Consider the following 14,808-nt stretch of genomic DNA (forward strand, 5'->3'; position numbering starts at 1 on the left):
TGCAACACAAAATGATGACCGCTAACATTTGCCGGTGCAGTGTTGCGCGAACGCGTCACGGTTGCGCGCTTCCTGCTGGAAAGGCGCATGAAAATTTTCGATTTGGGCGAACTGATCGCTTAGCGATTATCGTTGTCGAGGGCCTGCGAGATCGCCGCTGCGACAATGCGAGTCATGACGGCATAGCCTGCCGCGGTGGGATGGATGCCATCCTTCGTGAATGTCGGTTTCAGCAGGCCCATTTCGGTCTTCATCGCCGGGGCGTAATCGGCGAAGGCGTAGCCGCGTGCGGCGGCAAGCTGGCGTAGCCGAGCGTTGATCGCGCGCAGCTGGGCGGGCTTGCGTTCGGCCTCGATCCACTGCGCCTCGGGCGTATTGGTGACCGGAAGGATCGAGCAAAGGATGACCTCGATGCCGTGGCGTTCAGCGATGTCGGCCATCGCGGTGATGTTGCTGACAATGCCCTCGGCGGTCTCCACCTGCAGCATGCCCGAGACATCGTTGACGCCTCCCAAAATGACTACGGCACGGGGCTTCAGGGCGACGACGTCCTGCTCGAAGCGGACCAGCATCTGCGCGGTCACCTGCGCGCCGATCCCGCGGTTTACATAAGGCTTGCCGGGAAAGAAGCGTTCCAGGTTCCACAGGTCGGTGATCGAATCGCCCATGAAGACGACGCGCTGTTCCCCCGGTGCCGGCGGAGCCAGCTTCTCGTTGGCAGGCGCATAGAGATAGCGCTCGCCGAAATCGCGCATCATCGAAGGTACGAGTTTGTCGCGAAACGGACCGGCCCAAGGGCCCCAGTCGCGGGTCTCCTCGACGGTGCGGCGTTCCGGGCTCGACTGGTAGGGCGCCGGTTCGTCCGCCGCGATGAGAAGGGTGGCTCCGGCGAACAGCAGGGCAAGGCGTTTCATGCCGCGAAAATCCCGTGGCGTGCGCCGAAGGCGTGGAACAGGTCGGGCCAGGCATGGGCCGGCGTGGCCGCATCGAGACGCGCCCCAAAGCCGTGCCCGCCCTTGTCAAAGCCGTGGAACTCGCACGGGCGCTGCCTGTCCAGAAGGGCTGAATACATCGCCAGCGAATTGCCGATGGGCACAAGTCCGTCGTCGCTCGATGCGGTCAGGAACACCGGGGGCGTGTCCGCGCCGACGCGGTTCTCGACCGAGGCGTATTCGGCATCTTTGGCAGGGGCGCCTTCGCCCAGCAGGTTGTCGCGCGACCCGGCGTGGGTGAAGGGCTTGGAGAGCGTGATGACCGGGTAGATCAGCCCGGCAAGGTCGGGCCGAGCCGAAATCTCGTCCAGTGCATCGACCGGGGTGTAGGTCGTTTCGGCAAAGCGCGTGGCGAGGCTTCCGCCCAGGTGCCCGCCTGCGGAGAAGCCGAGGACGGCAAGGCGCTGTGGATCGAGTGCGAAGTCACCGGCACGCGAACGGATGATCCGTATCGCGCGCTGCGCGTCCTGCAAGGGCACCAGGGCGCGATTGGCCCAACCCTCTGCGGGAAGGCGATAGGAGAGGATGAAGCAGGTGACGCCACGCTGGGTCAGCCAGCGGGCCTGCTCTTCGCCCTCGTTGTCCCAGGCGAGGAAGCCGTAGCCACCGCCCGGGATCAGCAGGGTGGCCGCGCCGGTGCGGTAGGCAGGCTGGCGCACTTCGAGCCAGGGCTGCGCGATGCCGGTGATGATCCGTTCGCTGAAGTCGGGATTGTCGCTCGCCTGCTTGTCGTGGCGCACGGGCAAGCGGGCCGGAGCGCCCGGGGGCGAGCCGGGCCAGAGCGGGATCGTGGGGCCCGAAGTGGTGACCGCGGTCGAACCCGCGCTGGCCGGTGGGCCGCGCATGGCCGTGGCGAGGCTCGCCACGGCCATGCCGCCCAGAAGCGCGCGGCGTGACGTGGTGTTGGGGGCCTTCATCGTGCGCGCACTCCTTACTTGGGGCAGACCGTACCGGCCGGGTCGGTGGCGATTCGCATGTCCGAGATCGAGACCGCAAACGGCGCCTTGGCCTTCAGTGCGAAGGGTTTGGTGACGCCGCCGAGGTACGCGCCATGCTCGCCAAAGCACTTGAGCGAGATCTTGAGCGAGGACCACGTGCCCACCTTGGTCAGCGCCTCGTCGATGCGCACCGTGCCCGATCCCAGCGAGAGCGTGACCGGCGCGGACGGTGCGGTGTCGAGGCGGTAGATCACTTCTACGTTCATGTCCGCATTGGCTTCGCGGTCGAGCTTGAGGTTGGGGCCGTCGATGTTCATCTGCCCTTCGCCCGCCCAGTCGAGCCGGATCGCGCCTTCCTGTCGGTCGGCGCTGTCGACCAGGCGCTGCGAAACCGCACCGTCGAGGCTCATCGTGAAGGGCTTCGCAAGAATACCATCGGCGATGTAGGTGCTGGTGTTGGTGGCGCTGGCATCAATGCCGGGCTCTTCGCCGAGCGCGGGGACGTGGCCGGTCTTCGCATAGCTCAGGCCATAGCCGAGCGCGAAGAGCGGGTCGTAGTCTGCCTCGCCCGCGTTGAGGCGGAACTGGTCCGCGCGCTTGGGCCAGCTGAAGGAGAGCTTGCCGGTAAAGTCGGTCTGGCCACCTACCAGCACGTCGGCGATGCCAGCCCCTTCAGAACCCGGATACCAGGCCGCGACGAAGGCATCGGACTGGTTGATCTCGGGGTTCACCCAAAGCGGGCGGCCCGAGAGGAAGACTGAGACGGTCGGGATGCCGGCGGCCTTGAGCTTGCTCAGCAGTGCGAGCGCCTTCTTGTCGCCGGGCTGGAATTCAAGGCTGCGGATATCGCCGCGAAGCTCCGCGTAGGGTTCCTCACCGAAGACGACAATCGCCACGTCGGGCTTCTGCGTGAAGCTGCCATCGACCGAGAGCGTGGCCGTGCCGCCGCCCGCATCAAGCGCCTGCGCGATACCGGCGTAGATCGAGGTCGCGCCCGGGAAATCGGCGTTGGTGTTGCCATCGCCCTGCCACGAAAGGGTCCAGCCCCCCGACTGGCGGCCGATGTCGTCGGCCGCTTCGCCTGCAACGAGCACGTTGGCGCTGGACTTGATCGGTAGGACGCCTTCGTTCTTGAGCAGCACCAGGCTCTCGCGCACGGCGCGCCGGGCGATCGCGCGGTGTTCGGGCGCGCCCATCACGTCCTGCCACTTGGCTTCATAGGGCCGGGCGGCGTCGAACAGGCCGAGCTTGAACTTGATGCGCAGGATGCGGCGCACAGCATCGTCGATGCGCGCCATCGGGATGGTGCCGTCCTCGGCATGCTTGAGGGTCGAGTTAAACAGGCCCTTCCAGCTGTCGGGCGCCATCGCCATGTCGAGACCGGCGTTGAAGGTGTCGGGGCAGTCGGTGTTGGTGCAGCCCGGGATCTGGCCATGGCCGTTCCAGTCCCCCACGACGAACCCGTCAAAGCCCATGCGGCCCTTCAGCACATCGGTGAGCAGCGCCTTGTTGCCGTGCATCTTGATCCCGTTCCAGCTCTGGAATGAGGCCATGACAGTCATCGTGCCGGCATCGACGGCAGGCGGGTAGCCCGCATCGTGGATGCGGATGAGGGTGTCCTCGTCGACCTGGGTGTCGCCCTGGTCGATGCCCTCGCTGGTGCCGCCGTCGCCCAGAAAGTGCTTGACGCTGGCCGAAACGCGGCCCGCCTGGACGGTGTTGGGGGTGCCGGGCGCGCCCTGCAGGCCCTCGATCATCGGCGCGGCGTAGGCGGCAACAAGCGCGGGGTTTTCCGAGTACCCCTCGTAGGCGCGGCCCCAGCGATCGTCCTGCGGTACGGCGAGCGTCGGACCGAAGGCCCAGTGGATGCCGCTTGCCGCGGTTTCGGCGGCGGTCGCCCGGCCGATGTCACGCATCAGTTCGGGATCGTGCATCGCGCCAAGGCCGCTGTTGTGCGGGAAGAGCGTGGCGCCCACGACGTTGGAATTGCCATGAACCGCATCGATGCCGAAGATGATGGGAACGGCGACGTGGCCCTTGCGCTTCTCCAGCGCGACCGCATCGAAGGCATGGCTGGTGGCGATCCAAGGCTCTGCGGGCGAGCGGTCGGGCGCGCCGAGTGGGGGCGAGTTGCCGCCTGCGAGGATCGAGCCGAGCGGATATTCGCGCAGATCCTCAGGGGTGATTGCGGCGGTGTCGGCCTGGATCATCTGGCCAACCTTCTCGCGCAGCGACATGCGCGCCATCAGCTTGGTGATCTTGGCCTCGATGGCGGGATCGATGAAGTCGGGGCTCTTGGCTGCGGGCCACTTGTCCGGGTGCACCGGGGTGGGCGTGGGAGCCTCTTCGCCGAGTGCGGGCTGGGCCAGCGCGAGCGCCGCGCAGGAACTGAGCGCAAACGCCTGCGCGATGCGGTTGAAACGCCTCATGTCATCCTCGTCCAGAAATTCTCTGTGCGAACCCTAGGACATGCAGAATGATTACGCTACCATTTTTCGCCGACGTGAAATTTTTGGCATTGCCAAGGCTACGTCTTTGCCTTTGGCGAAGTCCTGCTAAGGTTGCCTTATGGCAGATAGTGAGCGCAAACGCCGGACCCCGCGATCCCGGCAGACGGGAGCCCCGACGATTGCAGACGTGGCTGCGATGGCGGGTGTCTCGATGATGACCGTCTCGCGGGTGATCAACGCCGAGCCCAAGGTGCGGCAGTCCACGCGCGACACCGTCAACGCGGCGATTGCCAAGCTCAACTACGCCCCCAACCGCGCCGCGCGCAGCTTGGCCGGGGCCTCGCAGATCCGCATCGGACTGCTCTATTCCAACCCTTCCGAAGCGTTCCTTTCGGCCTTCATCGTCGGCAGTCTGGAAGAGGCAGGCCGGCTCGACGTGCAGATCGTCATCCAGAAGGTGGAAGAGGGCGAGGAGCTGGGCACGGCGGTGGAGCGCATGGTGACAGGCGGTGTCGATGGCGTGATCCTGCCTCCGCCGATCTGCGAATCGGATGAAGTCCTAACCGTACTGCGCCAGTCCGACATTCCCACGGTGGCTGTAGCGACCCCCAAGGAGCAGGATGGCATCGCCACCATTCTGATCGACGATGCCAGCGCGTCGCGCGAAATGACCGCGCACCTGGCCTCTCTCGGGCACGAGCGGATCGGCTTCATTCTGGGCCATCCCGACCTTGCGGCGAGCAAGGATCGCCATGAGGGCTATGTGCAGGGGCTTGCCGATGCGGGCTTTGGCTATAACGAGGCGCTCGTCGCGCAAGGCTTCTTTACTTATCGCTCCGGTCTCGATGCGGCCGAGCAGCTGCTTGCGCAGGATAATCCACCCACCGCTATCTTCGCCAGCAACGACGACATGGCCGCCGCCGCTGTTGCCGTGGCGCACCGCCGCGGGCTCGATGTGCCGGGCGATCTTACCGTGTGCGGGTTCGACGATGTGGCGATGGCCACGACGATCTGGCCCGAACTCACCACGATCCACCAGCCCATCGCCGCGATGAGCCGGCAGGCGGTGGAGCTGCTGGCCACTTTCCTGCGCAACAAGCGCAGCGCCGAAGTGGGCGATCAGCGCATCATGGTCGACTACGAACTGGTGCGCCGGCAGTCCGACGCTGCCCCGCGCCGCCGTCCGGCAACGCGGGTTCCCGCAACGGTCTGAGTCCTCTCAGGCCGAGCGGATCGTCATATCGAGAGTGCGTGTTGCGCCCGGTTCGAGCGGAGCAGGGGCGTCGTGGTTGACGGCGTCGGGCATGGTCGTCTGCGGTTCAGCGCAGAAGAAGTCAGCGCCTTGCGGAACGAAGAGGTGGAGATAGGGCGTGCCCGCACTTTCGAGCAGGAGGTCGCCGTCGCGCCGGGCGATGTGCACGGCGCCGTCCCATCCGGTGTAGCAGTTGTCGACCAGGTGCGGCAGGTCGAGCGGGGAGGGCGAGTTCCAGTCCCCAAGGGCGTCGGGGGCGGTGTGCTCGGTCGGGAGCATTTCGGCATCGCCCAGCCACAGACCCTTGGCCCCAAAGGAAACTGCGGTGACTTCCGTGCGCGCGAACCAGGGATGGAAGCCCAGGCCCGCAGGCATCGCGCGTGTGTCGGTGTTGGTGATCTCGAGGCTCGCGGTGAGCCCTTGCGCGCTCAGGCGCAGCGTCTGTGTAAGCGCGAAGGACCAGGGCCAGTCGGCACTGGCTGTATGCGCACAGACCAGCGTGACCGAGTCCTCCCGGCTATCGCGCACCATCCATTCGCCCAACCAGGCGGTTCCGTGGATCGGGTGCGCAATGGCCGGATGGTTGGGGGTGAGGGTGATGGCTTCACCAGCCCAGCTGAAGTGTCCGTGCGCGATCCGGTTGGCGTAGGGCGCGAGGGGAAAGCAAGCGCTTTCCAGAGGCTCGGCGCTGCCCTCGGGCATGGGGCGCAGGATGTCCGCGCCCCGCCGGGTCAGCGCGCGGATCATTCCGCCCGCAGAAGGATCGAGAGTGAGGGCCCAGTCGCCCGCTTCGATCCGCACCTTTACATGTCCTCGAGTTCGCGGCCGCGGGTCTCGATCACCGTGGCTCGCACGAAGAAGAACGAGACGAGCGCGGCCAGCGCGTAGAGCACGTAGGTGACCGAAAGTCCCGGCGTCTTGGCCAGCGTCGGGAAGCTGACCGAGATCACCGCATTCGCGATCCACTGCGCAAAACCGGCCACGGCGAGCGCCGATCCACGGATCTGGTTGGGGAACATCTCACCCAGCATCACCCACATCACAGGGCCCCAACTGACGTTGAAGAAGACGACGTAGGCGTTCGCCGAGACCAGCGCGATGAGGCCTGCGTTGCCCGGCAGGCTCACGGCTCCGTCTGCGCCGGTGACGGCGGTCGAGAAGGCCCAGGCGACTACGCCCAGCGTCACGGTCATGCCTGCCGAGCCGATCAGAAGCAGGGGCTTGCGGCCCAGGCGGTCAATGAAGGCGATGGCGATGAGGCAGGCGCCGATCGAAAGCGCGCCCGAAATGATGTTGATCTGAAGTGCGGAATCCTCGGTGTAGCCCACCGCCTGCCACAGCGTCGCGCCATAGTAGAATACGACGTTGATGCCTACGAGCTGCTGGAACACGGCGATGCCAATGCCCACCCACAGGATCGGGCGGATCTTGCCGGTGGCCTTGTCGACGAGGTCGGAGAGCTTGGGCTGGTGATGGTCGGCGGCGAGCGAGGCTTCGATCTCGGCGACCTTGCGCTGCGCGGTGGCCGCGCCAAAGAGGCGGGTCAGCACGGCGCGGGCTTCCTCGATGCGGCCTTGCGCGACAAAGTAGCGCGGGCTTTCGGGAATGCCCAGGAGTGCGAGGAAATAGATCAGCGCCGGGATCGCCTGGAGCCAGAACATCCAACGCCATGCCGGGAAGTCGAGCCAGAGCGTTGCGGTCGAACCTCCGGCCCAGCGTGCCAGCACGAAGTTGGCGAGGAAGGCGCCGGTAAGGCCGGTGATGATCATTACCTGCTGCACGCTGCAGAGGCGGCCGCGCACTTCGGCGGGCGTCATCTCGGAGATGTAGACCGGCGAGGTTACGCTCGCCGCGCCGACCCCGAGCCCGCCGATGATGCGCGCGATGATGAAGATGGCCGAGGAGTCTGCTGCGCCCGCGAGAAGGGCGGAAACGAGGAACAGCCCGGCGGCCAGCATCATCGTGCCGCGCCGCCCGATCCGGTCGGACAGGCGGCCTGCGATGAAGGCGCCGAATGAGGAGCCGACAAGGATCGCGCCGACGTTGATGCCGATGCCCAGGCTGCCGAGGTCGAAAGCCGCCTCGAGCCCGTTCTGCGTTCCGTTGATGACGCCCGAATCGTAGCCGAACATGAACCCGCCGATGGTTGCCACGGCGACGACGAGCGCCACCAGGCGGGTGTTGATCTCAACCCTGTCCATTCCAGTAATCCTTTCCCAACGGGCCGCCGCAGGTCTTGGGCGCAGCGTGCGGCCCGCGCTCAAATCAGGTGTTGGCGCTGCGTGGAGCGCCTGCGGGTACATCGACCCGGAAGGTGAAGAGATCGCCCGCCTGCGGCTGCGCGGCCAGTTCGGCCTCGTCGAGGCCCTGACGCGCGGTCGTGGCGTAGGCGGTCCGGCCGTCCGGGCCGCCCAGCGCGATCTTGGTGACGTTGCTGACCGGGAAGCGGACCTCGTGGGTCAGCGTGCCGTCAGGCGCGAAGCGGCGCGCGGCCGCCCCGCCGAAGAAGCCCTGCCAGATGCCGCCCTCTGCATCGCAGATCGCGCCGTCGGGGTGGCCCCAGTCGTCGCGCTCGGGCGTGGTGAAGTCGAGGAAGAGCTCGCTTTCACCCGCCGTGCCGTCGGCTTGGATGGCATGGCGGAACACCTGCCTGCCGATCGTGTCGACATGGTAGAGCCAGGAGCCGCACGGCGAGATCGCCGGGCCATTGGTGATGGTGATGGCCGGGATCGCGGTCTCGCGGACCTCGCCCTTGTCGAGGACGAAAACGACACCGGTTTGGCTCTCTTCCAGATTGTCCATCGAGCCGAACCACACGCGGCCCTCGGCATCGATGGCGGCATCGTTCAAGCGGTTGTCGGGCAGGTCGGTGTGGACCTGTGCAATCCGGGTGAGGGTGCCGCTCTCGGGATCGAGGCGATGCGGGCCCGATTGGAGACCGGCGATGAGGCCGCCGTGCGCGCTCGGCAGGACCCAGCCCACATGCTCGGGCGTCGCCCAGCGGCTGAGCGCGTGGGTCTCGGGATCGACCTTGAAGACGGTGTTGCCCTTGATGTCGACGAACCACAGTGCGCCGTCGATCCAGCAGGGGCCTTCGCCCAGGTGTGCACCGACTTTCAGGAAATGGTCTGCCTGCATCGCTCTCTCGTCCTTGTGTTATCTATCGGCTCGAAGGGGCCGGATCAGCGCCAGCCAGCGTCGATCCAGTAATCGTGGCCGGTACACATACGGGCCCCTTGCGAGCTAAGAAAGAGGACAAGTGCGGCGACGTCGTCGGGCATGATGCGGCCCGAAAGGCACTGGGCAGCCACGATTTCCGCTTCGCCCTCGGGGGTATACCACTTTTCCTGACGCGGGGTCTTCACATTGCCGGGGACGACCGTGTTGACGCGGATGTTGTCGCGTCCAAGATCGCGCGCCAGGCTGCGCGTCAGGCCCGAGATGGCCGCCTTGGTGGTCTGGTAGAGGACGAGGTCGGGCAGGGCGAGGTGCCAGGAAATCGATCCGAAGTTGATGATCGAGCCACCGCCGGCCGCCTTCATTGCGGGTGCCACGGCCTGCGCGGCAAAGAATTGGTGGCGCAGGTTCACGTTCATGCGCTCTTCCCAGAACGCGGGCGTGACCTCCGCGATGGAGTGGCGGTCGTCGTTGGCCGCGTTATTGACGAGGACGTCGATCCCGCCCAGTTCGGAGACGAGATCCTTCATCGTCTGCTGGACCGCTTCGATGTCGGTCAGGTCAAGGTGGCGGTAGATCGGAGCATGCCGGGCTTGGGTGGCCAGATCACGCGCAAGCGCCTCGCCTGCCTCGTCCTGAATGTCGATGAAAGCCACCTGCGCGCCCTGTCGTGCGAAAGCCTTGACCAGACCCTCGCCGATCCCGCTCGCGCCGCCCGAGACGATGACCTTCTTGTCCTGAAGGTCAGGGTAGATAGCGTTCGCGCTATCGGTGGAAGCCATGCTCAGCATCGTGTCGTGCTCGCCCAAGTCTATGTTCTCGTTCTGGAAAGTGGAAGAAGGTTCAGAGAAGCCCGCGCTTGGCGAGATTCCGGTAGAAGTCGGAGAGACCAAAGGTCCAGGGCGCGACCTGCGCCGAAGTGCGCACCGTGTTGGTGAGCGTGCCGAGACGGGCGCTGGAGATGGTTACCGTGTCGCCCACCTTGTGGGTGAAGCCCTTGCCCGGCTCGTCGCGGTCCTGCGTGGGAGCGAACAGCGTGCCGCAGAACAGCACGAGGCCGTCCGGGTACTGGTGCTCACTCATGGCCTGACCCAGCAGATCCTCCGGGTCGCGGCTGATCTCGCGCATGGTCGAGTGACCTTCAAGGCGGTAGCCGTCGGTGCCCTCGATGGTCATCGTGACATCGGCGCTGCGCACGTCCTCGATGGTGTAGCCGTCATCGAAGAGGCGGATGAAGGGGCCGAGCGAGCAGCTCGCATTGTTGTCCTTGGCCTTGCCCAGAAGCAGTGCGGAGCGGCCTTCGAAGTCGCGCAGGTTGACGTCGTTGCCAAGCGTCGCGCCCACGGCCTTGCCGTCGGGGCCGGCCACCATCACCACTTCGGGTTCCGGATTGTTCCAGCTCGAATCCGAGCGCACGCCGATTTCGGCGTCCTGGCCTACGGTCGCAAGGACGGGGCACTTGGTGAAGACTTCCGCGTCGGGACCGATGGCGACCTCAAGGTACTGCGACCACAGGTCCTCGCCGATCAGGGCCTGCTTGAGCGCGTCGGCTTCCGCCGAACCGGGGACAGTGGTGCGCACCGAGCCGCCGAGCGCGTCCTCGATCTTGCCGCGCAGTTCCTGGGCCTTGCGGTAGTCGCCGCGGGCGCGTTCCTCGATCACGCGTTCGAGCGCGGAAACCGCGAACGTCACGCCGCAGGCCTTCACGCACTGCAGGTCGATCGGGCTGAGCAGCGTGGCCTCGTCGAGGACCTCGGTTCCGCCCAGTTCGGTGCCGCCGTCGCGCACGTTCTGTGCGATGAGATCAGCGACGGTCGGCGCGACTCTGGCCATGTCGAAGACACGTCCGTCGCGAATCAGAATGGGGCTGGGGCCTTCGCTGGTCTCGATACGGCCAAGAAACGTACCGGCGCGCCAGTCTTCGGGCAGGCCCCTGTTAAGGGCCGGTATATTTTTCATCAGTGCTATTCCCCTCCGCAGGTGTTAGCGTTATCTATGACAACCACGACAGCGTCAAGACGCGACTTTGGGATTGGTCGACCGTAAGGTTCGATCGTGAGGAGAGCGGGAAAGTTATGGCCTGGGGCAAGGCGCATATGGCAGCGTTTTATGCGCTCACATTACCTCTCGCAGGGGCGGCCCTGACGGCGCCTGCAGGTCAGGTCTTTGCCCGCTCTGAGCAAACCGAATCGGCTTCCTACGACTGGCAGCACGTACGCGTCGGCGGAGGCGGCTTCACGCCCGGCATCATCTTCAGCCCCATCGAGAAGGGGCTGGCGTACTTGCGCAGCGACATGGGCGGCGCCTACCGCTGGGACGCGGAGGCGGACCGCTGGGTGCAGCTTCTGGACGGCGTTTCCGAAGGCAGCTTCATGGGCATCGAAAGCGTGGCGGCCGATCCCGTCGATGCGGGCACGGTCTATCTGGCGGCGGGCATGCACAAGGGCGCGCCGGCCGCCATCTTCCGCTCGCGCGACTATGGTGCGCACTGGACGCGCGCCGATGTTCCCTTCGCGATGGGCGGAAATGAGGACGGGCGTGGTCTGGGCGAACGGCTCGCCATCGATCCGTCCGATAATCAGCGCCTGTTTTTCGGTTCGCGGCACCAGGGCCTGTGGCAGAGCGAGGATGCGGGCGCGAGCTGGCGCAAGGTCGATGCCTTTCCACTGGCAGGCATGGGTATCCCTGAAGGTCGACGTGCAACACATGGAGGGCTTTCCTTCGTGGTGTTCGATCCGGCGGTGAAGGGGCGTGTCTTCGTGGGCAACGCCGATCCTGAGGGCGCGCACATCTACCGCTCAGAGGACGGTGGACAGACTTGGCAGGCGGTTGCGGGTGGCCCCGACCACGGCCTCCTGGCGGTCAAGGCCGTGGTCGGCAGCGATCACGTGCTGACGGTTACGCTGTGCGATGCCATCGGACCCAACGGCATAACGCGCGGCGCGGTCTGGCGCTTCGATCCAGCGAAGGAAAGCTGGCATGACGTGACGCCGCAGAAGGGGGCGGATGCGCCCGAGGGTGGCTACATGGGCGTGGCTGTTTCGGCGCAGGACCCCGCCATGCTGGCCGTCAGCACCGTAGACCGGAGCAACCCCGTCGACACCGTATGGCTGAGCCACGATGCAGGGACGCACTGGGACGCGCTGTGGAAGAGCTCGGTGCGCGACGTGTCGGCAACGCCCTTCCTTGACTTCGGCGGCAAGGCCAATTTCGGGCACTGGATCGCGGGGCTCGCCATCGATCCCTACGATGCGGGGCACGCGGCCTATGTGACGGGCGCGACCGTCTATGCAACGGATGAGCTGGACAAGAGCGACACGATGCACTGGCAGCCGTGGACAAAGGGTGTGGAGCAGACCGCGATCATCACGATGGTCAGCCCGACTGGCGGCGCGCACCTGATCTCCGGTTTCGGGGACATTGGCGGCTTCCGGCATGACGACTTCGCGGTCTCGCCGGCGACGCAGCACGTGAACCCGTTTCTTTCCAACACCAACACCCTCGACTATGCGGGCGATGCGCCGCACATCCTGGTGCGCAGCGGCAATACCCACGCGCGCACGGTGCCGGACACCTCGCTTGCCTGGTCGGACGATGGGGCGATGAGCTGGAAGGCGCTCTATGTGCCCGAGGGCGAGCGCCACGCCGATGGCTCTCCCCTCCCGCAGGAGACCGGCAATGCGGCGATCACGGTGTCCGCGGACGGGAGCACGTTCCTTGTCGAGACGGATGAGCCGCTTTACTCGCGCGATCACGGGGCAAGTTGGCATGCTGTCGAAGGTCTGCCCTCCCGTGCGCGCGTGACTTCGGACAAGCGCGATGCACGCCGGTTCTATGCCATCGATTTTGCAAACAACCGTATCGTGCGCAGCTACGATGGCGGCGCGCACTTCATGGAAGCGGGCGGTCATGGATTGCCGGGCGATCTCTCGCCTGCCTACTCGGCCGACCGCGAGGCGCCTGCGCCGATCCTGGCTGATCCGAACCGTGCCGGAAACGTGTGGCTGCAGCTGGGCGGCGACTTGTGGTATTCGAGTGATTTCGGGGAGAACTGGGACCGGACGGGCGGCGATCTCGAAGTCGAGCGCTATGGCTTGGGCAAGGGCGTGTCCGATGCCGATGTGCCGGTACTCTATGCACTGGGGGCGAAGCAGGGCGTGCGCGCGATCTGGCGCTCGCTCGATGGTGGTGCGAACTGGCAGCGCATCAACGATGACCAGCATCAGTGGGGCCTGCGCATCCGCATGGTCACCGGTGATCCGCGCCTGTTCGGGCGTGTCTATATTGCAACCGACGGCCGCGGCATTGTCTATGGCGATCCGAAAAGCGGTGCGGGGGAGAGAAAGTGATGAAGTTTCCACCTATCGCAGCGCCTCTGGCGCTTCTGGCTGGGGCGGTAATGGCCGTCCCGGCGCTCGCCGCGCCCGGCGAATTGCCGCGCCTGGAAAGCAAGGGCGGACGCCATGCGCTGATTGTCGATGGCGCGCCGTTCCTGATGCTGGGCGCGCAGGCCAATAACTCGAGCAACTACCCCGCGATGCTGGACGAGGTGTGGCCGGTGCTCGAGGCAATGCACGCCAACACGCTGGAGATTCCGATTGCCTGGGAGCAGATCGAGCCGGTCGAAGGGCGTTTCGATTTCAGCTATCTGGAGGCGCTGCTCGAAGGTGCCCGGGCGCATGATAAGCGCGTCGTCCTGCTCTGGTTCGGAACCTGGAAGAACACGAGCCCCAGCTATACCCCGGCCTGGGTGAAGCTCGACAACGCGCGCTTTCCCCGCATGAAAGCGCCCGATGGCTCGGACCACTACGTCCTTTCGCCGCTTTCGCAAAATACGCTGGATGCAGATCGCCGGGCTTTCGCGAAGGTCATGGAATACCTGCGCGACCATGATGCGCAAAACACCGTCATCATGGTCCAGCCCGAGAACGAGACTGGCTCCTACCGCGTCCCGCGCGACTATTCGGCCGCAGCCAACGCGCAGTTTGCCAAAGCCATTCCGGCGCCCCTCGCCAAGGTCGAGGGCAAGTCGGGCACCTGGGAAGAGGTCTATGGAAAGCAGGCTCCGCGTGCCTTCCAGACCTGGCATGTTGCCCATTTCGTGAACGAGGTCGCCAAGGCCGGCAAGGCGGTGAAGAACCTGCCAATGTACGTCAACGCCTCGCTCGCAGGCCCATCCAACGTGCCCGATCCCACGGGCGTTGCCAGTGGCGGACCGCAGTGGGACGTGCTCGACATCTGGAAGGCGGCCGCGCCCGACATCGACTTCGCCGGACCGGACATCTATGACCGCGAGAGCGCCAACATCGTGGCCTATCTCGACAAGTACGCCCGGCCTGACAACGCGCTGATGGTGCCCGAGATCGGCAATTCGATCGAGTTTGCGCGCTTCTTCTGGCCCACCATCGGGCGCGGCGGGATCGGCTTTGCGCCGTTCGGCATGGATGACACCGGCTTCTTCAACTACCCGCTCGGAGCGCGGGCGCTGGATGATGAAACGCTGGGCGCCTTTGCACTGCCCTATGCGACGATCGCCCCCATCGCGCGCGACTGGGCGAAGATCGCCTACACCCGCCCGACCTGGGGAGCGGCCAAGCCCGACGACGGTTCGACGCGCGAGACGGTTCTGGGCAAGTGGAAGATCAGCGCGGACTGGGGCCAGTGGCAGTTTGGTGAAAAGGACTGGACCTGGCTCCCGTCCAAGCCGCCCGAATGGGCCGATGCGCCGGTGGGCGGCGTGGCGGTCGCGCAGCTGTCCGAGACCGAGTATCTTGTCATGGGCGATCACGTGCGCGTTCGCTTCAGTCCGGCCGATGGCGCGGCGAACGGCGTGGTTGTCTCGGTCGAGGAGGGCACGTTCGAAAACGGAAAGTGGGTACTCACGCGCCGCTGGAACGGCGACCAGACCGACTACGGGATCAACCTTATCGACCGGCCTCAGGTACTCAAGGTCACCACCGGTTTCTATTCATCCAAGTGAGAGCCTGACAGGGCAGGGG

At 65.7% G+C, this 14,808-nt stretch carries 11 protein-coding genes; 3 read left to right on the forward strand and 8 right to left on the reverse strand.

Annotated features, from left to right (window positions below):
- Positions 1-119 precede the first annotated feature (119 nt).
- From FMM79_RS15160 to FMM79_RS15170, 3 genes are read right to left on the reverse strand one after another with little or no spacing between them, the layout of a single operon-like run.
- Positions 120-914, reverse strand: coding sequence for a GDSL-type esterase/lipase family protein (locus FMM79_RS15160; protein ID WP_148628295.1), 795 nt, complete (start codon positions 912-914; stop codon positions 120-122).
- Complete coding sequence (locus FMM79_RS15165) at positions 911-1,909, reverse strand: alpha/beta hydrolase (RefSeq protein ID WP_148628296.1); 999 nt, start codon at positions 1,907-1,909, stop codon at positions 911-913. The genes FMM79_RS15160 and FMM79_RS15165 overlap by 4 nt, the downstream gene beginning before the upstream one ends.
- Positions 1,910-1,923: 14 nt before the next feature.
- Positions 1,924-4,359 carry a glycoside hydrolase family 3 protein gene (locus tag FMM79_RS15170; protein WP_148628297.1) on the reverse strand — a complete coding sequence of 812 codons (2,436 nt, stop codon included), beginning with the start codon at positions 4,357-4,359 and terminating at the stop codon, positions 1,924-1,926.
- 139 nt (positions 4,360-4,498) lie between these two features.
- Here FMM79_RS15170 and FMM79_RS15175 point away from each other — a divergent pair, with 139 nt between their 5' ends.
- A complete protein-coding gene (locus tag FMM79_RS15175) occupies positions 4,499-5,593 on the forward strand; it encodes a LacI family DNA-binding transcriptional regulator (RefSeq protein WP_148628298.1) in 1,095 nt (364 codons plus the stop codon).
- A 6-nt stretch (positions 5,594-5,599) separates the two neighbouring features.
- Here FMM79_RS15175 and FMM79_RS15180 read toward each other — a convergent pair whose 3' ends face one another.
- The 5 genes from FMM79_RS15180 to FMM79_RS15200 form a co-directional block, all read right to left on the reverse strand.
- Positions 5,600-6,433 carry an aldose 1-epimerase gene (locus FMM79_RS15180; protein WP_148628299.1) on the reverse strand — a complete coding sequence of 278 codons (834 nt, stop codon included), beginning with the start codon at positions 6,431-6,433 and terminating at the stop codon, positions 5,600-5,602.
- A 2-nt stretch (positions 6,434-6,435) separates the two neighbouring features.
- Entirely contained in the window at positions 6,436-7,833 is a 1,398-nt protein-coding gene (locus FMM79_RS15185; protein WP_148628300.1) for a sugar porter family MFS transporter, read from the reverse strand.
- A gap of 64 nt (positions 7,834-7,897) precedes the next feature.
- Positions 7,898-8,770, reverse strand: coding sequence for an SMP-30/gluconolactonase/LRE family protein (locus tag FMM79_RS15190; protein ID WP_148628301.1), 873 nt, complete (start codon positions 8,768-8,770; stop codon positions 7,898-7,900).
- A 44-nt stretch (positions 8,771-8,814) separates the two neighbouring features.
- Positions 8,815-9,600 carry an SDR family NAD(P)-dependent oxidoreductase gene (locus FMM79_RS15195; RefSeq protein ID WP_148628302.1) on the reverse strand — a complete coding sequence of 262 codons (786 nt, stop codon included), beginning with the start codon at positions 9,598-9,600 and terminating at the stop codon, positions 8,815-8,817.
- 52 nt (positions 9,601-9,652) lie between these two features.
- A complete protein-coding gene (locus FMM79_RS15200; protein ID WP_148628303.1) occupies positions 9,653-10,768 on the reverse strand; it encodes a fumarylacetoacetate hydrolase family protein in 1,116 nt (371 codons plus the stop codon).
- A 137-nt stretch (positions 10,769-10,905) separates the two neighbouring features.
- Here FMM79_RS15200 and FMM79_RS15205 point away from each other — a divergent pair, with 137 nt between their 5' ends.
- Entirely contained in the window at positions 10,906-13,158 is a 2,253-nt protein-coding gene (locus FMM79_RS15205) for a hypothetical protein (protein WP_240339232.1), read from the forward strand.
- On the forward strand, positions 13,158-14,789 hold the full coding sequence (locus FMM79_RS15210; protein ID WP_148628304.1) for a DUF5597 domain-containing protein: 1,632 nt from the start codon (positions 13,158-13,160) through the stop codon (positions 14,787-14,789). The genes FMM79_RS15205 and FMM79_RS15210 overlap by 1 nt, the downstream gene beginning before the upstream one ends.
- Positions 14,790-14,808 lie beyond the last annotated feature (19 nt).

Source organism: Novosphingobium sp. BW1 (genome assembly GCF_008107685.1).
Lineage (GTDB): Bacteria > Pseudomonadota > Alphaproteobacteria > Sphingomonadales > Sphingomonadaceae > Novosphingobium.